We start from the raw sequence: 21,529 nt of genomic DNA, 5'->3' as shown, positions 1-21,529 counted from the left end.
CGGTGCCCTGTTCATCTCCCGGCTGATCTGCGAACGTGGCAGAAGAAAGCGATCTCGAAAAAACCGAACCAGCGTCACCACGCAAGCTTGAGAAAGCGCGCGAGGAGGGGCAGGTACCGAGTTCGCGCGAGCTGGCGACCTTTCTGGTCACCATGACCGGTGTGGCGGGCATGTATGGTCTGGCCGGCTGGATGTGGCCGCGCAGTGCGCAACTGCTGCGCGACGGACTCACCGTGGACCGGCGCGCGATCTTCGATCCCTCGGCGATGTTCGCCATCCTGATCGACCGCATCATTGACGGCCTGATGGTGCTGGCGCCGCTGATGTTCGCGCTGATGGTCGCCGCGCTGGTCGCCCCCTTCCTGATGGGCGGCGTGGTGTTCGCGCCAAAGGCGCTCGGCCCGAAGTTCTCCAAGCTCAATCCGCTGGCGGGCCTCAAGCGCATGGTGTCGAAAACCGCGCTGGTCGAGCTCGGCAAGGGTGTCGGCAAGGCCACATTGGTCGGCAGCGTCGCCGCCTGGGTCGTGCTGCGTGACCAGGACATGCTGTTCGCCATGTTCAGCGCCCCGGTCGATGTCGCGCTGGCAGCCACCGGCGACCTGATCATGACCGCCACGCTGATCCTGGTGGCCGGCATGGCGCTTATCGTCGCCATCGACGTGCCGTTCCAGCTCTGGCATTACCAGTCGGAGCTGAAGATGACGAAGGAGGAGGCGCGGCAGGAATTCAAGGAGCAGGAGGGCGACCCGCAGGTGAAGGGCCGCATCCGCCAGCAGCAGCGCGAAATGGCGCGCAACCGCATGATGGCCAATGTGCCCAAGGCCGACGTCGTGGTGACCAACCCGACCCACTTTTCGGTCGCGCTGAAGTACGACGTGGCCAAGGGCGGCGCACCGCGTGTCGTCGCCAAGGGCGCCGGCGAGGTGGCGCTGCGCATCCGCACGCTGGCCGCCGAAGCCGGCGTGCCGCTGGTCGAGGCGCCGCCGCTGGCGCGCGCCTTGCACAAGCACGTGGAGCTGGAGCAGGAAGTGCCGGCGCGGTTGTTCCGCGCCGTGGCCGAAGTGCTCGCCTATGTGTATCAGCTGAACGACGCCTTCGCCAAGGGCGTCGAAAAGCCCCGTCCGCCCGACGACCTGCCGGTGCCGGCCGATCTCGACCCGGGTAGTGCTTAGCGCACGAGCTGTCCCGGTTTCTACCTCGTCGGAAAGTTTTCGCGCGATCCTGCGCATTGTTTTCGCTCAAGGTATTTACGCCGAAGGTCGTAAAAACCCCCACGGCGATCGGGGATATCTGATGGAGCAGCTGTCCTGTCCAGACGCGGGAATGACCTGCGTGGATGCCCGAAAAAAGAGGAAACAGTCATGAAGAACTTGTCTATCGCCGCACGCCTGGCCCTCGGTTTCGGCTTGATTGTGCTGATCTTTGCCGCCGTCGTCGTGTTCATCGAAATCCAGTCGATGCACATCGCCGATGTGTCGCACGAGGTCAGCGAACGCACGCAGCCCAAGGTTGATGCCATTGCCGACCTGAACGACGCGATACAGCGTGTGCGGGTCTATTCGCGTTCGGCCATCATCGAAACCGAGAACACGCAGCTGGCCGCGGTGCGCGCCAAGCTCGACAAGTACGAAGCTGCAGCCGAACACGCGGCGGGTCGGCTCTCGGGACTGATGGCGCAGCCGGACACACCGGCCGACGAGCAGGCCGCAGCGGCCGCCATCGCTGCACGACTTGCCGCGTTCAAAACGATTTCCGATGACGTCACTGCGCTGGCCTTTGCCAACCGCAACGCCGAAGCCAATGAATTGCTGCATTCGGCGCATGGCCCCGCTGCCATTGCACTGAACGAGGCCACCGGTACCCTGCGCGAGGCGGTACGCGGGCGCAACGCGCAATCGATTGCTTCGCTGGAGTCCGGAGCCGACGCGCTCAAGCTGGCGGTGCTCGTTGCCGCCGGGATGGTCATTGTGGCGAGCATCGCCATCTCCTTCGCGATCACGCGCAGCATCACGTCCCAGCTTGCCGAAACACTGGCCGCCGTGAAGCGCATCGCCGAAGGCGACCTGAGGAATGATCTGAAGCCGGAAGGGCGCAGCGAACTGGCAAGCGTGCAGGTCGAGGTGCAGGCCATGCAGCAGTCGCTGCGCCAGATGGTGAGCACCATCGGCAGTGCCAACAGCAGGTTGAGCGATTCCGCCCACCAGCTGTCGGGTGCGACCGATCAGGTCAGAAGTTCGTCCGAATCGCAGGCTGAACTGGCGGCGGCCATGGCCGCGTCGCTGGAAGAAATGTCGACCTCGATCACCCATGTCAGCGAACTCAGCCAGGAAGCAAGGGGTACGTCGGTTGAAGCGGGTCATCGCGCATCCGAAGGCGCGGCTGACATCCGTGCCATGGTGTCGCAGATCAAGCAGGTCACCGAAGGAATAGAAGCCAGTTCGCAGCGTGCCAACGACCTGGGTGACGAAGTGTCGCGCATCACCACCATCGTGCATGTCATTCGTGATGTGGCCGATCAGACCAATCTGCTGGCGCTGAATGCCGCCATCGAAGCGGTGCGGGCCGGTGAGATGGGCCGCGGTTTCGCTGTGGTGGCCGATGAAGTGCGCAAGCTGGCCGAACAGTCGGCGCGCTCAGCCAGCGAGATCACCCAGATGGTGCAACGCATTCAGTCCGGCGCGGCGGATGTATCGGAACACATGCAGAACACCGTGGTGCGGGTGCGTGAAGGTCTGCAGATGGCTGAAACTGCCGGCGCAAAGGTGCTTGCCATCGACGGCCACGCGCAGCAGGTGGTGGGCACCATTTCCGAGGTGTCCGGTGGTCTGACGGAGCAGGCCATCGCCAGTCAGGACCTGGCACAGCGCGTCGAACGTATCGTGCAGATGGTGGAAGAGAACGCCAGTGCCGCCGGTTCGGTGGCAGGTTCGGCACGCGATCTGTCAGAACTGTCCGCTGAACTTGACGGCACGGTACGTCGTTTCCGCCTCGCCAGCTGATTACGGCTCGGCGCAACAACCGACAGAGGCCGGGTTCGCAGGAACCCGGCCTCTTTTCCTTCTGCTTTCCCTCGCACCGTGGCATGCGCCGACACCGGTGCGCGCCGAACGCATTGCGCTGTAACGGATTTATCGCGAAGCGCCACAGGGCATGACGTAGACTTCAAGGCTCCGATCTTCACTCAGGTTTCCGTCATGACCCTGCAACCCGTCATCCTGTGCGGCGGCTCCGGCACCCGCCTCTGGCCGCTGTCGCGCGAACGCTATCCGAAGCAGCTGCTGCCGCTGGACGGCGAGCGCACGCTGCTGCAGGACACCGCGTTGCGTGCCGGTGCGCCAGGACTGACGATTGCCGCACCGCTCATCGTATGCAACGAGGAATACCGTTTCCTGACAGCAGAACAGCTGCGCCAGATCGACGTCCAGCCGGCGTCGCTGCTGCTCGAACCGATGGGGCGCAACACCGCGCCGGCGCTGGCGCTGGCTGCGCTCGCCGCCGGCGCGGCCGATCCGGTGCTGCTGGTCATGCCGTCCGATCATGTGATCCGCGACACCGCCGCTTTCCGCGACGCGGTGGCGCTGGGCGCCGCCCATGCTGACGCCGGGGCAGTGGTCACCTTCGGCATCACGCCGGACAAGCCGGAAACCGGCTACGGCTACATCCGGACCGGGGCACAGCTTGCCGGTGGCCCGGCGCGCGCGCTCGACCGTTTTGTCGAGAAGCCCGACGCGGCAACGGCCGAGGCCTATCTGGCCAGCGGCGACTATCTGTGGAACGCCGGCATCTTCATGATGAAGGCCAGCGTTGCGCTGGCCCTGCTGAAGCGTTTCCGGCCGGACATCGAAGCGGCCAGCCGCACCGCCTATGAGCGCGGCGCCGCCGACCACGATTTCTACCGCATCGACAAGACTGCGTTCGCAGCCTGCCCGTCGGATTCGATCGACTACGCCATCATGGAACCGCTGGCCGCGGGCGAGCCGCGCGTGGCGCCGGCCGTCGTCGTGCCGCTTGATGCCGGCTGGTCGGATGTCGGCGCCTGGGACGCGCTGTGGCAGGTGGCCGCCAAGGACGCCGACGGCAATGTGTCGCGCGGCGACGTGCTGCTGCAGGACACGCAGGACAGTCTTGTTTTCGCCGAAACCCGCATGGTGAGCTGCCTCGGCATGAAGGATGTGGTGGTGGTCGAAACCTGCGATGCCGTGATGGTGGTCGCGAAGGACCGCACGCAGGATGTCAAGCGCATCGTCGCCCATCTGAAGGCGAACAAGCGGCCGGAGGCCGAGAACCATCGCAAGGTTTATCGGCCGTGGGGCTATTACGATTCGATCGACGCCGGCCCGCGCTTCCAGGTGAAGCGCATCGTCGTCAATCCGGGCGCGTCGCTGTCGCTGCAGATGCACCACCACCGCGCCGAACACTGGATCGTCGTCAGCGGTACCGCGCGCGTCACCTGCGGCGAAAACATCCTGTTGCTGTCGGAAAACCAGTCCACCTACATTCCGCTGGGTACGACGCACCGGCTTGAAAACCCCGGCAAGCTGCCCCTGGAAATGATCGAGGTGCAGTCGGGCAGCTATCTCGGCGAAGACGACATCGTTCGCTTCGAGGACACCTACGGCCGAAAGTGAGCGGGGCGGACCGGGGGGCGCAACCCCCGCCTGCCGGGTGACTGGCGGGCTACTTGCGCTTGATCAGCCCGGCGGCGCCGATGGCGATCAGCACGGCCGGCCACCAGGTGCCGAGAATTTCACCCAGGTCACGCAGCGAAAAGAGCTCCAGATTCGACGCCAGCAGCAGTGCGCCGATGAGAATGAGGCCGATCGAACCGATCATGGGGTGTCCTGTGTGCGGTCTGGGAAGGTGCGAACCGGAAGTCCGGATCGCGATGGTAGTGCGAGCCGGCGCGTTTGAGGCGACTGCGGCTGCAGTCGTGCGGCTTGCGGCATACTTCCGGCTTCTTCAGTCATCCCCGCAGCACACCATGGCCCAATACGTGATGTCGATGCTCCGCGTGAGCAAGGTCGTTCCGCCGAAGCGCACGATCATCAAGGACATATCGCTTTCCTTCTTCCCCGGCGCAAAGATCGGTCTGCTCGGCCTGAATGGTTCGGGCAAATCGACGGTGCTGCGCATCATGGCCGGCGCCGACAAGGAATTCGAGGGTGAAGTGCAGCACCTGCCGGGCATCCGCATCGGCTATCTGCCGCAGGAACCCGAGCTTGATCCGGCCAAGACGGTGAAGGAAGAAGTGGAATCCGGCCTCGGCGACATCATGGAAGCGCGCACCAAGCTGGACGCGATCTATGCTGCCTACGCCGAGCCCGACGCCGATTTCGACAAGCTGGCCGAAGAACAGGCGAAGTACGAAAACGTGCTCGCAACCGCCGGTGCCGACATCGAAACCCAGATGGAAATCGCCGCCGATGCGCTGCGCCTGCCACCGTGGGACGCGAAGATCGCGCCGCTGTCCGGCGGCGAGAAGCGCCGCGTGGCGCTGTGCAAGCTGCTGCTGTCCAAGCCGGACATGCTGCTGCTGGACGAGCCGACCAACCACCTCGATGCCGAATCGGTCGAGTGGCTGGAGCAGTTTCTGGTGCGTTTTCCCGGCACCGTGGTGGCGGTGACGCACGATCGCTACTTCCTCGACAACGCGGCCGAGTGGATCCTCGAACTCGATCGCGGCCATGGCATCCCATGGAAGGGCAACTATTCGAGCTGGCTGGACCAGAAGGGTGCGCGCCTGAAGCAGGAAGAGAACACCGAATCGGCGCGCCAGAAGGCGCTCGCCACCGAACTCGAGTGGGTGCGCGGCAACCCCAAGGCGCGTCAGGCCAAATCGAAGGCGCGTCTGGCGCGCTACGAGGAAATGAGCAGCGTCGAGTACCAGAAGCGCAACGAAACGCACGAAATCTTCATTCCGCCGGGCGAGCGACTGGGCGACAAGGTGATCGAATTCAATGGCGTGTCGAAAGGCTTCGGCGACCGTCTGCTGATCGACAACCTGAGTTTCAGCGTTCCGCCGGGTGCCATCGTCGGCGTGATCGGTCCGAATGGTGCCGGCAAGTCGACGCTGTTCCGCATGATCCAGGGACTGGACAAACCGGATTCCGGCGAAATCGTGGTCGGGCCGACGGTCAAGATCGCCGCCGTGAATCAGACACGCGAAGGGCTGGACGCGTCGAAAACCGTGTTCGAGGCGGTCGCCGACGGCGCCGACATCCTGACCGTGGGCCGCTTTGAAATGCCCAGCCGCGCCTACATCGGACGCTTCAACTTCAAGGGCGGCGACCAGCAGAAGATCGTCGGCAATCTGTCGGGCGGCGAGCGTGGCCGGCTGCATCTGGCCAAGACGCTGATCGCCGGCGGCAACGTGCTGCTGCTCGACGAGCCGTCGAACGACCTCGACGTGGAAACGCTGCGAGCGCTGGAAGATGCTCTGCTCGAATTTTCCGGCTGCGTGCTCGTCACGTCGCACGACCGCTGGTTCCTCGACCGCATCGCCACGCACATCCTCGCTGCCGAGGGTGACTCGCAGTGGACCTTCTTCAACGGCAACTATCAGGAATACGAAGCCGACAAGAAGAAGCGCCTGGGCGAAGACGGCGCCAGACCGCACCGCATCCGCTACAAGCCGATCGCCCGCTGAGCGGTTCCCTGCCGGTACCCGTACCGGCAGGTACTCCTGTTGCAGTCATCCGGCGAACTGCCGTTAATGCTGCAGCGTTCTCTTTCCCTTTTATCCCATGACTTCCCGGCAGACTCCACTGCAGCGCAACGATGCCGATGCCTCGGCTGCCGCGACGCCGTTGCCCGCTCAGGCAGTGAGCCGCCACACGCGCGGTCGCGTGACCGGCAAGCACCGGCTTCTGCTGCTGCTCGGCCTGCTGCTTTCGCTCGGGTTTGTCATGACGACACTGGTCAGTTACTACGTGTCGAAAAACGGGATCCACCGCTCCATCGTCGACAGTGAACTGCCGCTGACGTCGGACAACATCTATTCGGAAATCCAGAAGGACCTGATCCGCCCGGTGTTCATCGCCTCGATGATGGCCGGCGACACCTTTCTGCGCGACTGGGTGCTGCGCAGCGAGAGGGATGTGCCGGCGCTGACCAAGTTCCTCGGCGAGGTACGCAGCCGTTACGGCACCTTCACCAGCTTTTTCGTATCTGAGCGCACGCGGAACTACTATCACCCGGACGGTTTGCTGCGCAAGGTGAGCGAAGACAACCCGCAGGACAGCTGGTACTTCCGGGTGCGCCGGTTGGATGAACCCTACGAGATCAATGTAGATACCGATACGCGCAGCCGCGACACCCTCACCGTGTTCATCAACTACCGCGTTTATGACTACGACGGCGGCCTGATGGGCGTGACCGGTGTCGGGCTGACGGTCGATACCGTGCGCAAGCTGCTGGCCGGCTACCAGCAGCGCTATCAGCGCAGCGTCTATTTCGTCGATCAGCAGGGGAAGGTCGTGCTGTTCGGCGAAGCCCCCTGGCATGGCGCAGACCATCTGGGCGAGGTCGAAGGTCTGCGCGACATCGCGCCCGCCATGCTGGCAGCGCAGTCAGGTTCCTTCCAGTACCGCAGCGCAGGGCGCGACTATCTGCTCAATGTGCGCTATGTGCCGGAAATGAAGTGGTTCCTGGTGGTCGAGAAGGTCGAGGACGACGCCCTGGTCGATATCCGGCGCACCCTCTACATCAACCTTGGCCTGTGCGTGCTGATCACGCTGGCGACGGTGTATCTGGCAAGCCTGACGCTGGATCGCTACCAGCTCCGCCTGGAAAAGATGGCCACCACGGATCGCCTGACCGGTCTGCTGAACCGGCACGCGCTGGAAATCATGATGGTTCAGATGCTGGCGGATGCCCGGCGCGCGCGTCAGCCGCTGTCAGCGATCCTGTTCGACATCGACCATTTCAAGGCGCTGAACGACCGTCATGGTCATCTTGCCGGGGATCGCATGATCGAGCATGTCAGTGGCCTGATCCGCGCCAGCCTGCGCGAATCGGACCTCGCGTGCCGTTGGGGCGGTGAGGAATTCCTGCTGGTGCTGCGCGACTGCCGCGAAGCGGACGCGGTGGTGCTGGCGGACACCATCCGGCAACGGATTGCCGACACTTCGCTGCCGACGATCGGGGAAGCGCTGGCCGTGACAGTGAGCGCCGGCATCACCACCTGGCGGGCCGAAGATACGCCGGAGTCGCTGATGGAGCGTGCCGACCAGGCGCTGTATGCCGCCAAGCACGCCGGGCGGAACTGCGCGAGGGCTGCCTGAAACGGGCGATCAGGGCCGTGCACAATTGCACGCGGCGTTGCCGCCGGACTGCGATACCCTGCTGCTACCTTGAGGAGATCGCGTTGAAAAAGCCCCTGTTTGCAGCGAGTGCCGTGGTGTTTGCCACGTTTTCCATACCGGCTCAAGCTATCGATGTGGTGTTCGATTACACCTACGACACCGCTGGATTCTTCACCAGCGACAAGCGGGTGGTGCTGGATCAGGTGGCACAGGTGTTCAGCCTGAACCTGCTCGACACACTGACCGCGATCACGCCCTCAGGCGGCAACACCTTCGCGGCGCGCCTCTACAATCCGCAGGATCCGTTCGGCACGCCGCTGTTGATCAACAACTTCAGCATCCCCGAGAACGAAATCCGCATTTTTGTCGGATCCCATGCCTTCGGCGGCCAGACGCTGGGTGTTGGCGGCCCGGGTTTCCAGAGTGTCAGTGGCAGCACGGCGTTCATCAACAACGCACTGTCGCGCGGCGAGCCGGGTGCGTTGACTACGGTCGAAACCGATTTCGGGCCGTGGGGCGGCTCGATCAGCTTCGGTACCAACATCAACTGGTATTTCGACAGCGACGTGTCGACCGTCGAAGGCTTCTCCGGCTTTGACTTCTACACCGTGGCGATGCATGAAACCGCGCACGTATTCGGTTTCGGCACGGCCGACAGCTGGTTCGACGCGGTGGTCGGCGACACCTTCACCGGCGCGGTCACCACCGCGACGAACGGCGGTGCAGCGGTTGCGCTGCAGGGCGACGGCTCCGATGCTCACTTTGCGACCACGCTGCGCGGCGTCGCCAACGGCAGCCAGCAGATTCCGCTGCTTTCGCCCTTCATCCCTTCAGGCCAGCGGCGGTACATGACCGACCTCGACTGGGCAGCCCTGGACGACATCGGCTGGGAAGTGGCGAGCCTGCAGGCCACGGTGCCGGCGCCGATACCCGAGCCGCGCACCTGGGCAATGATGCTCGGCGGTGTGCTGCTGATCGGCATGATGGCGCGGCGTCGCGCCTGACGGCGCCTGACCTGCGACGAAAACCGGCTTCGGCCGGTTTTTCATTTGCAGCGCGCTCGCGGATAATCGCGCCTTTACGGCTCACGCCCTGTCGCGCTTCCCGATGACCTCAGACCGCCGCATCCTCGAACTGCTCGCGCCCGCAAAAAATGCCGATTTCGGCATCGAGGCGATCAACCACGGCGCCGATGCGGTGTATATCGGCGGGCCGTCCTTCGGCGCGCGCAAGGGCGCCGACAATGACGTCGCCGACATCGCGCGCCTGACGGCACATGCGCATCGCTTCCATGCGAAGGTGTTCGTCGCGTTCAACACCATCCTGCGCGACGACGAACTGGAGCCGGCGCGGCACACCATCCGCCAGTTGTACGACGCCGGAGTCGATGCGCTGATCGTGCAGGACATGGGCCTGCTGGAAATGGATCTGCCGCCAATCCAGCTGCACGCCAGCACGCAGACCGACATCCGGGACGCAGCCAAGGCGCGCTTCCTGCAGGACGTCGGCTTTTCGCAGATCGTGCTGGCACGAGAACTGACGCTGGAGCAGATCCGCGACATCGCGTCGAACACGTCGTGTTCGCTTGAGTTCTTCGTGCACGGTGCGCTGTGCGTGGCATTCAGCGGCCAGTGCTTCATCAGCCATGCGCACACCGCGCGCAGCGCCAACCGCGGCGAATGTTCGCAGGCCTGCCGCCTGCCCTACACGCTGACCGACGCCAGCGGCGCCGTCGTGGCGCACGACAAGCACCTGCTGTCGATGAAGGACAACGACCAGAGCGCCAATCTGCGCGCGCTGATCGACGCCGGGATCAGTTCGTTCAAGATCGAGGGACGGCTGAAGGATCTGGCCTATGTGAAGAACATCACCGCCCATTACCGCACGCTGATCGATGACATCCTGGACGACCTGCCGGCGCACCGGCGCGCGTCCAGCGGCCGCTGCACCTTCTTCTTCACACCGCTGCCGGAAAAGTCGTTCAACCGCGGCGCGACCGACTACTTCGTCAATGGCCGTCAGCACGGCATCGAAGCGTTCGAAGCGCCCGGCTTCGTCGGCGAGGAAGCGGCGACCGTGACCCGGATCGCGGCCGATCACATCGAAGTCGCGGCTCTGGTCGACATCCACAACGGCGACGGTCTGAGCTATTTCGACAGCCATCGCGAACTGCAGGGCCTGCGCATCAACACCGTGCAGGGGAGGCAATTGTTCCCCAACCTCATGCCGGATGACCTGAAAGCCGGCATGACGCTTTACCGCAATAGGGACCAGGCTTTCGAGCGGGCGCTGGAGAAGAAGTCGAGCGAACGACGGGTCGCGGTGGATCTGCGGTTTGCCGACACGCCGGAAGGTTTTGCGCTGACGCTGACCGACGAGGACGGCTGTACCGTACGGTCTGAAATCACCCATGACAAGCAGCCGGCGCGCGACGCGGAACGCGCGCGGGTCGGCATCCGCGAAGCCATCGCCAAGCTCGGCAACACGATGTTCGAAGCGCGCTCGGTCACGCTGGATACGCAGCAGGCGTGGTTTCTTCCGGCTTCGGTGCTGAACGGCCTGCGCCGCGATGCCTGCGAAAAGCTGGAAACGGCCCGCGTGAAGGCGCATGCGCGACCGCAGCCGCTGGCGCCGGTCGAACCGCCGGTGCCATTCACCGACACCGAGTTGAGCTATCTCGCCAACGTGTACAACGAAAAGGCGCGCACCTTCTATCGCCGACATGGCGTGCAGCTGATCGCCGACGCCTACGAGCTCAACCACGAGCCGGGCGAGGTTTCGCTGATGATCACCAAGCACTGCCTGCGCTACAGCCACAACCTGTGTCCGAAGGAATTGAAGGACTACGACCTGCGCGGCATGGTGAAAGCGGAACCGATGACGCTGATGAACGGCAACGACCGGCTCACCTTGCGCTTCGACTGCAAGAAGTGCGAAATGCACGTGGTCGGGAGTTTGCGAAAATCGGTCCCGCAGGCGCCTGCGATACCGGTCACTTTTCATCGCAGTGCGCCCGCCGGCGTCAAGGTGACGCGCAGCGCGCGCTGAAGTTTCAGCCGCGGATGCCGCTGAAGACGATGGATGCCGTGCGGCTCGCCGCGCGCAGGCATGCCGACCGTTCAACCGCCCGCCTGTCGATTCGAACATGAGCCCGAAACCGAACTGCCCTTCCTGCCGCGTCCCGATGGACGTGCATACCTTTACGCACCACGGCGGCGGGCCGCTCGAACTCGACATCTGCTACGCCTGCCAGGGCATCTGGTTCGATACGCACGAAAACCAGCAGCTGTCGCCGGCTTCGGTCAATGACCTGTTCAAGCAGCTGCACGAGCACCGCGACGTGCAGCGCAATCCGGTGGCGCCGGTGATGGCCTGTCCGCGCTGCAGCAGCAAGCTCGAACATGGCTATGACATCGTGCGCAGTGGCCGCTACGCCACCAGTCGCTGCCCGCATCGACACGGCCGCTTCAGCACCTTTGCATCGTTCATGATCGAAAAGGGCTTCGTCCGTCAGCTCACCAAGCCGGAAATCCACGATCTGAGCAAGCGGGTCGGTGCCATCTACTGCACCGGCTGCGGCGCACCGGTCGACATCCGCAAGGACCACGCCTGCCCGCATTGTCGGTCTGCGTTTTCGCTGATCGATCCCGATGCGGTGAAAAGCGCGCTCAACGGCTATCGTGTCGCTGAAGAAAAGCGTGCGAATCGGGATCCGGATGCGATCGCCGACGCGCTGATCGAAACCGAAAGGCGAGAACAGCAGGCGCGCCGCTCAGCCCGTTCGTCGCGCGCCAATCCGGCGCTGGACGCCACGTCGCTTGATGTCGGCGATCTGGTGATGGCAGGCGTTTCACTGGTCTGGAAAATACTCACATGATCACCGTCCACCATCTGGCGCACTCCCGTTCGCAGCGCGTGCTGTGGCTGCTCGAAGAGCTCGGGCTCGACTATGAGGTGAAACGTTACGAGCGCGATCCGGAAACGTCCTACGCGCCGCCGGAGCTGCGTGCCGTGCACCCTCTCGGCAAGTCGCCGGTCATCACCGACGGCGATCAGGTCATCGCCGAATCGGGTGCCATCATCGAATATCTGGTTGAGGTGTATGGCGCAGGCCGGTTCAGGCCCGCGCCCGGCAGTGCGGATGCGCGCCGTTATACGTACTGGCTGCATTTTGCGGAAGGCTCCGCCATGCCGTACCAGCTGATGCATCTGGTGTTCCAGAAGGTGCGCAATGCGCCGGTGCCGTTTTTCATCAAGCCGGTGGCGCGCGGTCTGGCAGACCACGTGCTGAAAACCTTCGTGCAGCCGAACATCGACGACCAGCTGCGCTTCATGGAATCCGAACTGGCGACGCGGCCATGGTTTGCCGGCGACGCGTTCACCGCAGCCGACATCCAGATGAGCTTTCCGGTCGAGGCGGCAGCCAAGGGCGCCGGCCTCGGTGCGACGCATCCGCGACTGACGGACTTCCTGTCCCGCATCCACAGCCGCCCGGCCTGGCAGCGGGCACGCGAGCGCGGTGGCCCCTACAGCTTCGCCGACTGATCGGCTTGCTTGGCGCGCGCTTCGTCCTCATCCATGTGCCGCTTGAAGAAGCGGGCGAACCAGAAGCTCATGAAGAGGGTGAATGCGATGACCAGCAGGCTCATCAGTCCGTAGTCGGTGGATAGCAGATCAGTCAGGGCTTTCATGATGCAAACCTCGGTGAAGGGTTGACATCATTGGACTGCCGGGCCGACCGGGGCGGACTGATTCAGGTCAACCGGGCGCCTGTTTGCCGGCTACCCAGGACAACAGGTCGCTCAGGAAGCGCCAGACGCGTGGCAGCAGCCACAGCATGCACAGCAGGAACACGCCGAGGAAGCCGAGAAACACGATCGGATAGGTGAACGCCAGCCACAGGCCGCCGACTGCGGCGCCGTCTTCGCTGGTCGACGCGATCAGATTGCTGACCGGTTCCGGCGAGGTGTTGATGGCGATGCGGCTGCCCGCCTTGGTCAGATGCGTGCCTGCAGTGAGTGAGCCGCCGAGCAGGGCGCCTGCCAGCACGACTGGTGTGCTCTGGTCGGCGAGGGCCCACGCGGCGAGCAAGGCGCCGGCAGGAATGCGGATGAAGGTATGCACGCCGTCCCACAGGCTGTCGAGCGCCGGAATTTTGTCGGCGAAAAACTCGATGCACAGCATCAGGCCGGCGGCAGCAAGCACAAGCGGATGTTCCAGCGTGTCGAGGTCGCCCGGCAGATCGACCCAGCCCAGGCGACCGGCGAGACCGGCGAGAAAGATCACCGCATACAGGCGCAGCCCGCTGGCCCACGCAAGCCCGGCGGCGGCGGCAATCGTGTCGATGGTGTCCATGCGTTCACTTTCCAGGTCGCAGTGCGGCTGCGCGCAAAAGATGATCAACGTGCGCAGCATGTCTTTCCTTCAATCCTAGCCCAACATCGGGGCCGTGCTCCAGCTTGCCGTTGACAAAGTACGGAGCCTAACTATAATCCGGCTAATCATGCTTCAGCTCCGCGACCTCCCGACTTCCGATGTACTGCGCAAGTTTGCCGCCCGCTATCCCGAAGCGGACGTCAGCGCAGTCGCATCATTCCTGACACTGTTGCGCGTGGCGACCGAACTGTCGCAGGCGCTCGACGGTTTTCTCGCCCGCCACGGGCTGCTGCAGGGGCGCTGGTGGGTGCTCATCCTGCTGATGCGGGAGGACGCGCTCGAATCGTCACCCTCGGCGCTGGCACAGAAAGCCGGTGTCACGCGGGCCACGATGACCGGCCTGCTGGACGGGCTGGAGCGCGAAGGTCTGGTGCAACGCGTGTTCGACACCGCAGACCGGCGCCGGCTGACCGTGCGCCTGCTGCCGGCCGGGCAGGCCGTGCTCGATGCCGTCATGCCCGATTACTACCGCCGCGTGCGCACACTGATGGCCGGGCTCGACGAGGACCAGCGTGCTGCGCTGCAGGCCATGCTCGGCGTCGTGCGGTCCGGCACGGATGCCTTTTCCTGAACTTTATTTGCCGATCAAGTTAGTCAGCTAATTATTTTAGACGATCAAGTTTCAACCTTTACCCGAGGAGATCCACATGACCCTGCAAGCCCTTCAAGCCGCCGTTGCCGACCTCAACCTGCGTTGGGATGCCGCCTTCAACCGTGGCGACGCCGCCGCGCTGGCCGCGCTGTACGACGAGCAGGGTGCCGTGCTGCCGGCCGGCGGCAATGCCGCGCTGGGTTCGGCGCAGATCGAGGCGCTGTTCGCCGGTGCCATCGATCAGGGACTGCACAACCACCGCATCGAACAGCATGCGGTGATCGGTGACAGCGAAGTCGCCACGCAGCGTGGCCGCTGGAGCGCACAGGCCAACGGCGAAGGCGGTCTGCAGACTTTCAGCGGCCATCTGACCATGGTCTATCGTCGCCAGCCGGATCGCAGCTGGCGCCTCATCACGCACATCTGGAACTGAGGCGTCCGTGCCGCACAGCCCGTCCGCACGCGCGCTGGCAGCCCTGATGCTGCTGGCCGTGATCTGGGGCTACAACTGGGTGGTCATGAAGATCGCCCTGGTCGACATCGGCCCCTTCCAGTTCGGCGCGCTGCGCACGCTGTTCGGTGCGCTGGTGCTGTTCGGACTGGTCGTCGCGCTGCGCCGTCCGGTGCGCATCATCGAAATGCGCGCGGTGGCGCTGATGGGTCTGCTGCAGACCACCGGCTTCACCGGGTTGATCATTCTCGCGCTGGTCAGCGGTGGTGCCGGCAAGACCGCCGTACTGGCCTACACGATGCCGTTCTGGGTGATGCTGCTGGCCTGGCCGCTGCTCGGCGATCGCCTGCACGGCTGGCAGTGGCCGTCGGCTGTCGCCACGCTGGTCGGCCTGCTGTGCATTCTTGATCCACTGCATCTGGCCGGTGACCTGCTGAGCAGCGTGCTGGCGACGCTGGCCGGCGTGTGCTGGGCGCTGGCGGTGATCGTCGCGAAAAGGCTGCAGGCGCGAGCGCCCGACCTCGATGTGCTGGCCATCGCCGCCTGGCAGTCGCTGATCGGTGCCGTACCGCTGGTTGTCGTCGCGCTGTGGTGGCCGGCCGAACCGATCAACTGGACGCCTTCACTGATTGGCGCGCTGCTCTACAACATCGTGCCGGGCACCGTGATCGCGTGGCTGCTGTGGCTGTACGCACTTCGCCGGCTGTCTGCCGGCACCACCAGCATGGTGTCGCTGGTGACGCCGGTCATCGGTGTGCTGTCGGCTGCCTGGCAGCTCGGCGAGCGTCCGGGCACCGGCGAACTGGTCGGCATGCTGCTGATCGGCATCGGCCTGCTGCTGCTGTCGGTCGAGGCGTGGCGCCGCGGCCGGACACCCTGATTTCAGCGCCGGCTGCATCCGGATCAGGGATGCGCGGGTAGTGGATGCATGCGGGGCGCCAGACCGGGCCTCGTGCAGATGTTGTGCCCACTGCTTATCAGGAGTCCATCCATGCAAAAGAAGATACTTGGCGCCGTTGTCGCCGGACTGATCATCGCCGGTTGCAGTCAGATGAATGCACCGCCGCCCGTGGCAGCGCTGGCCGACGGTCAGTTGCCGCTGCCAGCCGACTACAGAACCTGGCCGACCTTCCTCAGCGCGGTACAACGCGAGGACATCAAACAGATCCGCGACATCTACATGAATGCGCAGGCGAAGAAGGCCGTGCCGGGCAACGATTTCCCGCAGGGCTCGACCTTCGTCATGGAAAACTGGTCGGTCAGGCTCGATGACGCCGGCAAGCCGATCAAGGGTGCCGACGGCAAGCTGGTGAAGGACAAGCTGGCGGCCGTCTTCGTCATGGGCAAGAATCCGGGCTGGGGTGCTGGCGTACCCGAAGCGCAGAAGAACGGCGACTGGATCTACAGCGCGTTCAAGGGCACCGGTGAGCTGAACGGCGAAGCGAAGTACGACACCTGTCGCACCTGCCACACGCCGTTTAAGGACAAGGACTACGTGTTCCGCTACGACGAGCACTTTGCTGCCGTGAAGTAGGCAGGTGCTCAGCCGCCCAGGTCGATCCGGCCGACGCTGCGCACGCCGCCGCGCCGGTCGGGTTGTGCCACCACCGCCCCGCCCATGGAGAGATTGTCGCCGGTCAGCGCCAGTATGTTGACCTGATGCGTCACCAGCGCCACCCGACGCGATCCTTCCAGTGTTCCGAGCCAGCTGCGCAGCGCAGCGGTCTGGCGTTCGCGCGCGCTGCCGTCGTCGAAGAATGAATTCAGCGCTTCCAGCACCTCGACCGGCTGACCGGGAAACATCAGCGACGCCGTATCGACGCAGCGGCACCAGCGGCTGCTGAACACCGCATCGAACACGACGCCCTGCTGCGCCAGCCATGCGCCGGCGCGTCGCGCCTGTTCGCGTCCGGCCGGTGACAGGTTGCGTTGCGAACTGCAGGCATCGAGCCGGTAGCCGGGCGGATCGCCGATGCCGGGCTCGGTCGTCGCGTGGCGCATCAGCAGGGCGCAGCCGCCAGTTCGCAGCGCGACAAGTGCGGAGCCCGGCGTCTCCGGGCGAGCCAGCCCGGGCGCCAGCAGCGCCGTGCCGGCAGCGACGGTGAAATGACGGCGGTTCATGGCAGTATCGATTCCGGTTGCGGCGTAAGGTATGCAGACTTCGACCGGTCAGATCACGCAGGTTCCATGAGTACAGCACACGCACAACAACAGGCATCGGGGGGGGCAGCATGAAACGATGGATGAACGCAGCCTTGTGCAGCCTGCTGGTCAGCACCGCGGCGCACGCTGATGTGCTGACCGGCACACGCACGATCACGCTGGGCAATGCGCAGGGCGAGCGGATCGTGATCGGTCAGGTCACCTTCACGCCGGAAGCGGACGGCACTTCGCGCTTCAAGGTGGTGCTCGACGCCAAGCTCGAAGAATACTTTCTCGCCATGCGTCCGTTCCGCTGTCTGACCGGGCCGACGCAGCGACTGTGCAATTTTCCGGTCGAGCGCGAAGTGCCGCGGGTCAGCGAAACCGATCTGGTCCCGCTCGAAATGGCGCTGATGTTCATGCGCACCGAACCGGCGGCGCTGCACATCAATCCGTTCAACGGCGTGTATTACCGGATGAAGGTCGCGGGCGGGCGCATCGAGGGGGTGGCGCACGATGTCGACATGGACCCCTTCATCGTGCCCGACAGCGTGCCTGTCGAGCGACGTACGCGCCCGCTGCGCGATGAAGACCTGAGCGTCGGCGACCCGCGTTCCCACTGGCTGCCGCAGATCCTCATCGAGTAACTGCAATCATTGATTCACCGGCATCCCGAATTCCGGCCCTTTCGAGCTGCTGTCCGGCCAGCGCTGCATGACGCTCTTGTAGCGCGTGTAGAAACGCACGCCCTCTTCGCCATAGGCGTGCAGGTCGCCGAACAGGCTCTGTTTCCAGCCGCCGAACGAGTGCCACGCCATCGGCACGGGAATCGGTACGTTGATACCCACCATGCCGGCTTCGATGCGCTGCGCGAATTCCTGCGCGGTGCGTCCGTCCCGCGTGTAGAGCGACACGCCATTGCCGTATTCGTGGCTGTTCACCAGCTCGACGGCTTCGCCGAAGCTTGCCGCACGCACCACGCACAGCACCGGGCCGAAGATTTCTTCCCGCCAGATGCGCATGTCGGGCGTTACATGGTCGAACAGCGTCGCGCCGAGGAAGTAGCCGTTCTCCCGCCCGGCCACCGTGTGTCGCCGCCCGTCGAGCACCAGCGTCGCACCTTCCGCGATGCCGCTGTCGATCAGCGACACGATGCGGTCGCGGTGCGCGGCTGTCACGACCGGGCCCATGTCGGCGCCCGGGCTTTCGCCGTCGCCGATCGTGAGTTTCTGCGCGCGGACCTTGACTGCATCGACCAGCGCATCGGCGATGTCGCCCACCACCACCGCGACCGAAATCGCCATGCAGCGTTCGCCGGCCGAGCCGTAGGCGGCGCCTATCAACGCGTCGGCCGCCTGCGCGATGTCGGCGTCCGGCATCACCACCATGTGGTTCTTCGCCCCACCCAGCGCCTGAGCACGCTTGCCGTGGCGTGCCGCGGTTTCATAGATGTGGCGCGCGATCGGCGTCGAGCCGACGAAGCTCACGGCGCGCACGTCCGGATGCACCAGCAGCGCATCGACCGCCTCGCGGTCACCCTGCACGACGTTGAACACGCCGTCCGGCAGGCCGGCGTCCCGGAACAGTTCGGCAGTCAGCAGCGACGGTGACGGATCGCGTTCCGACGGCTTCAGGATGAAACTGTTGCCGCAGGCGATGGCCACCGGGGCCATCCACATCGGCACCATGAATGGGAAGTTGAACGGCGTGATGCCCGCCGTGACACCCAGCGGCATGCGCTGGCTCCAGTTGGCGATGCCGCCGCCGACGTTGTCCGAATACTGGCCCTTGAGCAGTTGCGGAATGCCGCACGCGAATTCGATCACCTCCAGCCCGCGCTGCACCTCGCCCTGCGCGTCCGGCAGCGTCTTGCCATGCTCGCGCGTGATCAGGCGCGCGAGGTCGGTGCTGTACTTCGTCACCAGCTCCTGCATGCGGAACAGCACGCGCGCACGGCGCAGCGGCGGCAGTGCGCCCCACGCGGGTTGTGCCGCTGAGGCGCTGGCGACCGCTGCCGACACGTCGCTGTCGGAGGCCAGCAGCACGCGCCGCGCAACCCGGCCATGGGCCGGATCGAATACGTCGGCCTGACGTTCGCTGTGCAGCACGTCGCGTGCGTTGTTGATCCAGTGGGGCAGGGCGTGTTCAAAGCTCATGGTCAGTCCGGTACGGGAAGGTCAGGCCTGATTGTGCAGCAGACGTGCTGCAACGGTGCAGGCTGCGTGCGTCGCCTCACTCGAACCAGTCCTGACGCACCGATCGCACGGAGCCATCGCGGGCGTTGATGTAGACCTCCCACTCCTTGCCCTCGGCGTCGATCACTTCGAACTCATAGTCGTAGTTTCGCCCCAGGAAGCGGCGTTCGAGGTCGACGTCCACGATGGTGCCGGGTTTGGCGGCGAGCGCCTTGGCCTGGGCGTCCTCGAGTGATATCAGCTTGGCGCCGGCAGCGATGGCGCGCATCTTCGGCAGGTCGTCGTCGTCGGCCAATGCAGGCAGGGTGGCGCACGCGGTCAGCACGGCAACCAGGGCAGTGCGCATTGCAGATGTCTTCATGTCAGTCTCCTCGGACGTTCGGGGCGGTGTGCCCCAGATGGACAGGCAGGTGCGCGGTGACGCGCAGTCCGCCCAGTGCGGTCGAATGACCGAATTCCAGTGTGCCGCCGTAGCTGTCGACCAGATCGCGCACGATGGCCAGACCCAGACCGTGGCCGGGGCGTGATTCGTCGGCGCGAAAGCCGCGTTCGGTCAGCGCTTCAAGCTGTGTGGCCGGGCATCCCGGGCCGTCGTCTTCAAGTGTGATGCTGATGTCGTCGGCGTACCGGATGGAGACGCCGACCACGCCGGTGCACCACGCGCAGGCGTTGTCCATCAGGTTGCCGAGCAGTTCGAGCAGGTCTTCCGGGTCCATGGCCAGCGCCAGACCCGACGGCACGTCGATGCGGATATCGGGCTTCTTTTCCGCGTAGAGGATGCCCAGCGTGCGCCCGAGCTGATCGATCACCGCAGCGACGCTGCTGCGCTGGGCCGGATGCGCACCGCCCATCAGCCGGGCCCGACGCAGCTCTCGTTCGATGGCGTGGCGCATCAGCGTGTTGCTGTCGACGAGGCGCTGCCTGAGCGCCGGGTGCGCGGCGAGTTCGGGCGACTCGGTCGCCTGCACCAGCACCGCCAGCCTTGTCTTGAGCGCATGGGCAAGGTTGCCCAGCGCCTCGCGCGAACGTTGCGAGCGGCGTGCGAGCATGCCCAGCATGCTGTTGAGCTGCGCCACCAGCGGCCCGATTTCATCCGGCACCGGGGCATCGAGTTCGCTACGTTCGCCCCGTCCGAGTGCCTGCAACTGCCGCTGCAGCTCGGCCAGCGGGCGCAGCGAGCGCCGCACGACCCAGCGTTGAACAGCCAGCACCAGCAGCAGCACCGCCAGCGACAGCAGGCCGTACAGCAGATGCCACTGTCGCAGTCCGGACTGCAGCGGCGCAAGGTCTTCGGCCACGGCGATCGTGACGCGCTGGGTGCGCTTCTCGTACTGCACCGACACCACCCACAGCGACTGCCCCTGCGGACCGCGCGCCGCTGTCTCACGTCGGCGCGCATCGGCCGCCGGCGGCAGCGCAAGTCCGCCGTCCCACAGCGAGCGCGATGTGATGTCGTGCGTCTGACCGTCGTGCGTGATCTCGAGCCGGTAGTAATGGCCCGAGAACGGGCGCTGGTATTCGCCGCCGACGCGCGTCGCGTCGAGTGCCAGTCGGCCGTCGGCGTCGATGTGCAGCGCGGCCAGAAGGTTCTCCGCATCACGCTCCAGACGCTGGGCAAGCTGCGCCTTCAGCAGCCGCTCGATGGCGATGCCGGACAGCAGCCATTGCAGGCCGGCCAGCAGCACAAGGCTGATCGTCAGACCGATGGCAAGGCGCCGGTGCAGCGAACCGTTCATGGTTCGGCAGGCGGGTCGAACACATAACCCTGACCGCGCCGCGTCTGTATCCAGTCACGGCCGATCTTGCGGCGCAGCCGGGTGAGGTGTGCCTCGATCACATTGCTTTCGTGTTCGGTGGCGTGGTCATAGAGGTGTTCGTTCAGGCGCTGCTGCGACAGCACGCGCCCGGGATGCAGCATGAAGCAGCGCAGCAGACGGAATTCGATCTGGCTAAGCCCGACGCGCTCACCGTTGCCCAATGTGACGCTCTGCTCGTGCTCATCGAGCGACAGGCCGGCGACCGACAGCGGCCCCGGTGCAAGTCTGGCGGACGTGCTGCGCTTGAGCACGGCCGCCAGACGGGCCAGCAGCTCTTCGGTGTGGAAGGGTTTGCACACATAGTCGTCGGCGCCGGCGGTCAGCACCGCCACCTTTTCCTGCCAGGTGTCACGCGCCGTCAGCACCACCACCGGCATCGACCTGCTTGAACTGCGCCAGTGCTGCAGCACCTCGACGCCGCTGCGCCGCGGCAGACCCAGGTCGAGCAGTACGAGGTCGTAGTCGATCGCGTCTGCGCACAGCTGCGCAAGCACGCCGTCGGTCGCCAGATCGACCGCGTAGCCGGCCTGTTCCAGCGCCGGCTTGAGCCCGGCAACGAGCGCTTCGTCGTCTTCAGCGAGCAGCAGTCGCAC

22 protein-coding genes are annotated in these 21,529 nt (G+C 65.0%); 14 read left to right on the top strand and 8 right to left on the bottom strand.

What is annotated here, in order from left to right:
* Positions 1-35 precede the first annotated feature (35 nt).
* The 3 genes from flhB to BSY238_RS05070 all read left to right on the top strand — a co-directional run bounded on the left by flhB (position 36) and on the right by BSY238_RS05070 (position 4,628).
* On the top strand, positions 36-1,172 hold the full coding sequence (gene flhB, locus BSY238_RS05080) for a flagellar biosynthesis protein FlhB (RefSeq protein WP_069038183.1): 1,137 nt from the start codon (positions 36-38) through the stop codon (positions 1,170-1,172).
* A gap of 189 nt (positions 1,173-1,361) precedes the next feature.
* Positions 1,362-2,999, top strand: coding sequence for a methyl-accepting chemotaxis protein (locus tag BSY238_RS05075; RefSeq protein WP_069038182.1), 1,638 nt, complete (start codon positions 1,362-1,364; stop codon positions 2,997-2,999).
* 195 nt (positions 3,000-3,194) lie between these two features.
* A complete protein-coding gene (locus tag BSY238_RS05070) occupies positions 3,195-4,628 on the top strand; it encodes a mannose-1-phosphate guanylyltransferase/mannose-6-phosphate isomerase (protein WP_069038181.1) in 1,434 nt (477 codons plus the stop codon).
* A gap of 49 nt (positions 4,629-4,677) precedes the next feature.
* Here BSY238_RS05070 and BSY238_RS18500 read toward each other — a convergent pair whose 3' ends face one another.
* Positions 4,678-4,833 (bottom strand): LiaI-LiaF-like domain-containing protein, encoded by a 156-nt coding sequence (locus BSY238_RS18500; RefSeq protein WP_190295055.1) that lies wholly within the window; start codon positions 4,831-4,833, stop codon positions 4,678-4,680.
* 148 nt (positions 4,834-4,981) lie between these two features.
* Here BSY238_RS18500 and ettA point away from each other — a divergent pair, with 148 nt between their 5' ends.
* The 6 genes from ettA to BSY238_RS05040 all read left to right on the top strand — a co-directional run bounded on the left by ettA (position 4,982) and on the right by BSY238_RS05040 (position 12,848).
* Positions 4,982-6,646 (top strand): energy-dependent translational throttle protein EttA, encoded by a 1,665-nt coding sequence (ettA, locus tag BSY238_RS05065; protein WP_069038180.1) that lies wholly within the window; start codon positions 4,982-4,984, stop codon positions 6,644-6,646.
* 97 nt (positions 6,647-6,743) lie between these two features.
* Positions 6,744-8,282 carry a sensor domain-containing diguanylate cyclase gene (locus BSY238_RS05060; protein WP_083223927.1) on the top strand — a complete coding sequence of 513 codons (1,539 nt, stop codon included), beginning with the start codon at positions 6,744-6,746 and terminating at the stop codon, positions 8,280-8,282.
* 83 nt (positions 8,283-8,365) lie between these two features.
* Entirely contained in the window at positions 8,366-9,307 is a 942-nt protein-coding gene (locus BSY238_RS05055) for a PEP-CTERM sorting domain-containing protein (protein WP_083223926.1), read from the top strand.
* A 103-nt stretch (positions 9,308-9,410) separates the two neighbouring features.
* Positions 9,411-11,351: a peptidase U32 family protein gene (locus BSY238_RS05050; protein ID WP_069038179.1), complete on the top strand. Its 1,941-nt coding sequence runs from the start codon at positions 9,411-9,413 to the stop codon at positions 11,349-11,351.
* Positions 11,352-11,448: 97 nt separating this feature from the next.
* Positions 11,449-12,180, top strand: a complete 732-nt coding sequence (locus BSY238_RS05045) for a zf-TFIIB domain-containing protein (RefSeq protein ID WP_069038178.1) — start codon at positions 11,449-11,451, stop codon at positions 12,178-12,180.
* Positions 12,177-12,848, top strand: a complete 672-nt coding sequence (locus BSY238_RS05040; protein ID WP_069038177.1) for a glutathione S-transferase family protein — start codon at positions 12,177-12,179, stop codon at positions 12,846-12,848. Before BSY238_RS05045 ends, BSY238_RS05040 begins: the two co-directional genes overlap by 4 nt.
* Here the strand turns inward: BSY238_RS05040 and BSY238_RS17980 are convergent.
* The gene (locus tag BSY238_RS17980) at positions 12,830-12,994 is read right to left on the bottom strand and encodes a DUF3149 domain-containing protein (RefSeq protein ID WP_083223925.1); all 165 of its coding nucleotides are present in this window, start codon (positions 12,992-12,994) and stop codon (positions 12,830-12,832) included. The genes BSY238_RS05040 and BSY238_RS17980 overlap by 19 nt on opposite strands.
* 67 nt (positions 12,995-13,061) lie before the next feature.
* Positions 13,062-13,658 carry a DUF4126 domain-containing protein gene (locus BSY238_RS05035; protein WP_069040463.1) on the bottom strand — a complete coding sequence of 199 codons (597 nt, stop codon included), beginning with the start codon at positions 13,656-13,658 and terminating at the stop codon, positions 13,062-13,064.
* Between the two features lie 148 nt (positions 13,659-13,806).
* Here BSY238_RS05035 and BSY238_RS05030 point away from each other — a divergent pair, with 148 nt between their 5' ends.
* From BSY238_RS05030 to BSY238_RS05015, 4 genes are all read left to right on the top strand, one after another.
* A complete protein-coding gene (locus BSY238_RS05030) occupies positions 13,807-14,310 on the top strand; it encodes a MarR family winged helix-turn-helix transcriptional regulator (protein ID WP_069038176.1) in 504 nt (167 codons plus the stop codon).
* A gap of 76 nt (positions 14,311-14,386) precedes the next feature.
* Entirely contained in the window at positions 14,387-14,764 is a 378-nt protein-coding gene (locus BSY238_RS05025; protein WP_069038175.1) for a YybH family protein, read from the top strand.
* A gap of 46 nt (positions 14,765-14,810) precedes the next feature.
* Complete coding sequence (locus tag BSY238_RS05020) at positions 14,811-15,662, top strand: DMT family transporter (protein ID WP_069040462.1); 852 nt, start codon at positions 14,811-14,813, stop codon at positions 15,660-15,662.
* Between the two features lie 111 nt (positions 15,663-15,773).
* Positions 15,774-16,316, top strand: coding sequence for a cytochrome P460 family protein (locus tag BSY238_RS05015; RefSeq protein ID WP_069038174.1), 543 nt, complete (start codon positions 15,774-15,776; stop codon positions 16,314-16,316).
* Positions 16,317-16,324: 8 nt separating this feature from the next.
* On the opposite strand, the gene BSY238_RS05010 is transcribed toward BSY238_RS05015, so the two are convergent.
* Positions 16,325-16,903 (bottom strand): histidine phosphatase family protein, encoded by a 579-nt coding sequence (locus BSY238_RS05010; protein WP_069038173.1) that lies wholly within the window; start codon positions 16,901-16,903, stop codon positions 16,325-16,327.
* Positions 16,904-17,025: 122 nt separating this feature from the next.
* Here BSY238_RS05010 and BSY238_RS05005 point away from each other — a divergent pair, with 122 nt between their 5' ends.
* Complete coding sequence (locus BSY238_RS05005) at positions 17,026-17,571, top strand: hypothetical protein (protein WP_069038172.1); 546 nt, start codon at positions 17,026-17,028, stop codon at positions 17,569-17,571.
* Positions 17,572-17,577: 6 nt separating this feature from the next.
* Here the strand turns inward: BSY238_RS05005 and BSY238_RS05000 are convergent, their stop codons facing one another.
* The 4 genes from BSY238_RS05000 to BSY238_RS04985 all read right to left on the bottom strand — a co-directional run bounded on the left by BSY238_RS05000 (position 17,578) and on the right by BSY238_RS04985 (position 21,529).
* Entirely contained in the window at positions 17,578-19,080 is a 1,503-nt protein-coding gene (locus BSY238_RS05000) for a CoA-acylating methylmalonate-semialdehyde dehydrogenase (protein WP_069038171.1), read from the bottom strand.
* 76 nt (positions 19,081-19,156) lie between these two features.
* On the bottom strand, positions 19,157-19,480 hold the full coding sequence (locus BSY238_RS04995) for a PepSY domain-containing protein (protein WP_223300272.1): 324 nt from the start codon (positions 19,478-19,480) through the stop codon (positions 19,157-19,159).
* A gap of 1 nt (position 19,481) precedes the next feature.
* Entirely contained in the window at positions 19,482-20,855 is a 1,374-nt protein-coding gene (locus BSY238_RS04990; RefSeq protein WP_069038169.1) for an ATP-binding protein, read from the bottom strand.
* Positions 20,852-21,529, bottom strand: coding sequence for a response regulator transcription factor (locus BSY238_RS04985; RefSeq protein ID WP_069038168.1), 678 nt, complete (start codon positions 21,527-21,529; stop codon positions 20,852-20,854). Before BSY238_RS04985 ends, BSY238_RS04990 begins: the two co-directional genes overlap by 4 nt.

The organism is Methyloversatilis sp. RAC08 (assembly GCF_001713355.1).
GTDB lineage: Bacteria > Pseudomonadota > Gammaproteobacteria > Burkholderiales > Rhodocyclaceae > Methyloversatilis.
Note: the sequence above shows the minus strand (reverse complement) of the source record. Positions and strands in the feature narration are given on the sequence as shown.

Excerpts from the sequence above, each read along its gene's own strand:
- BSY238_RS05075 (WP_069038182.1), top strand. The coding sequence starts at position 1,362 with ATGAAGAACTTGTCTATCGCCGCACGCCTGGCCCTCGGTTTCGGCTTG.
- BSY238_RS05070 (WP_069038181.1), top strand. The coding sequence starts at position 3,195 with ATGACCCTGCAACCCGTCATCCTGTGCGGCGGCTCCGGCACCCGCCTC.
- BSY238_RS18500 (WP_190295055.1), bottom strand. The coding sequence starts at position 4,833 with ATGATCGGTTCGATCGGCCTCATTCTCATCGGCGCACTGCTGCTGGCG.
- ettA (WP_069038180.1), top strand. The coding sequence starts at position 4,982 with ATGGCCCAATACGTGATGTCGATGCTCCGCGTGAGCAAGGTCGTTCCG.
- BSY238_RS05060 (WP_083223927.1), top strand. The coding sequence starts at position 6,744 with ATGACTTCCCGGCAGACTCCACTGCAGCGCAACGATGCCGATGCCTCG.
- BSY238_RS05050 (WP_069038179.1), top strand. The coding sequence starts at position 9,411 with ATGACCTCAGACCGCCGCATCCTCGAACTGCTCGCGCCCGCAAAAAAT.
- BSY238_RS05045 (WP_069038178.1), top strand. The coding sequence starts at position 11,449 with ATGAGCCCGAAACCGAACTGCCCTTCCTGCCGCGTCCCGATGGACGTG.
- BSY238_RS05040 (WP_069038177.1), top strand. The coding sequence starts at position 12,177 with ATGATCACCGTCCACCATCTGGCGCACTCCCGTTCGCAGCGCGTGCTG.
- BSY238_RS17980 (WP_083223925.1), bottom strand. The coding sequence starts at position 12,994 with ATGAAAGCCCTGACTGATCTGCTATCCACCGACTACGGACTGATGAGC.
- BSY238_RS05035 (WP_069040463.1), bottom strand. The coding sequence starts at position 13,658 with ATGGACACCATCGACACGATTGCCGCCGCCGCCGGGCTTGCGTGGGCC.
- BSY238_RS05030 (WP_069038176.1), top strand. The coding sequence starts at position 13,807 with ATGCTTCAGCTCCGCGACCTCCCGACTTCCGATGTACTGCGCAAGTTT.
- BSY238_RS05025 (WP_069038175.1), top strand. The coding sequence starts at position 14,387 with ATGACCCTGCAAGCCCTTCAAGCCGCCGTTGCCGACCTCAACCTGCGT.
- BSY238_RS05020 (WP_069040462.1), top strand. The coding sequence starts at position 14,811 with ATGCTGCTGGCCGTGATCTGGGGCTACAACTGGGTGGTCATGAAGATC.
- BSY238_RS05015 (WP_069038174.1), top strand. The coding sequence starts at position 15,774 with ATGCAAAAGAAGATACTTGGCGCCGTTGTCGCCGGACTGATCATCGCC.
- BSY238_RS05010 (WP_069038173.1), bottom strand. The coding sequence starts at position 16,903 with ATGAACCGCCGTCATTTCACCGTCGCTGCCGGCACGGCGCTGCTGGCG.
- BSY238_RS05005 (WP_069038172.1), top strand. The coding sequence starts at position 17,026 with ATGAACGCAGCCTTGTGCAGCCTGCTGGTCAGCACCGCGGCGCACGCT.
- BSY238_RS05000 (WP_069038171.1), bottom strand. The coding sequence starts at position 19,080 with ATGAGCTTTGAACACGCCCTGCCCCACTGGATCAACAACGCACGCGAC.
- BSY238_RS04995 (WP_223300272.1), bottom strand. The coding sequence starts at position 19,480 with ATGAAGACATCTGCAATGCGCACTGCCCTGGTTGCCGTGCTGACCGCG.
- BSY238_RS04990 (WP_069038169.1), bottom strand. The coding sequence starts at position 20,855 with ATGAACGGTTCGCTGCACCGGCGCCTTGCCATCGGTCTGACGATCAGC.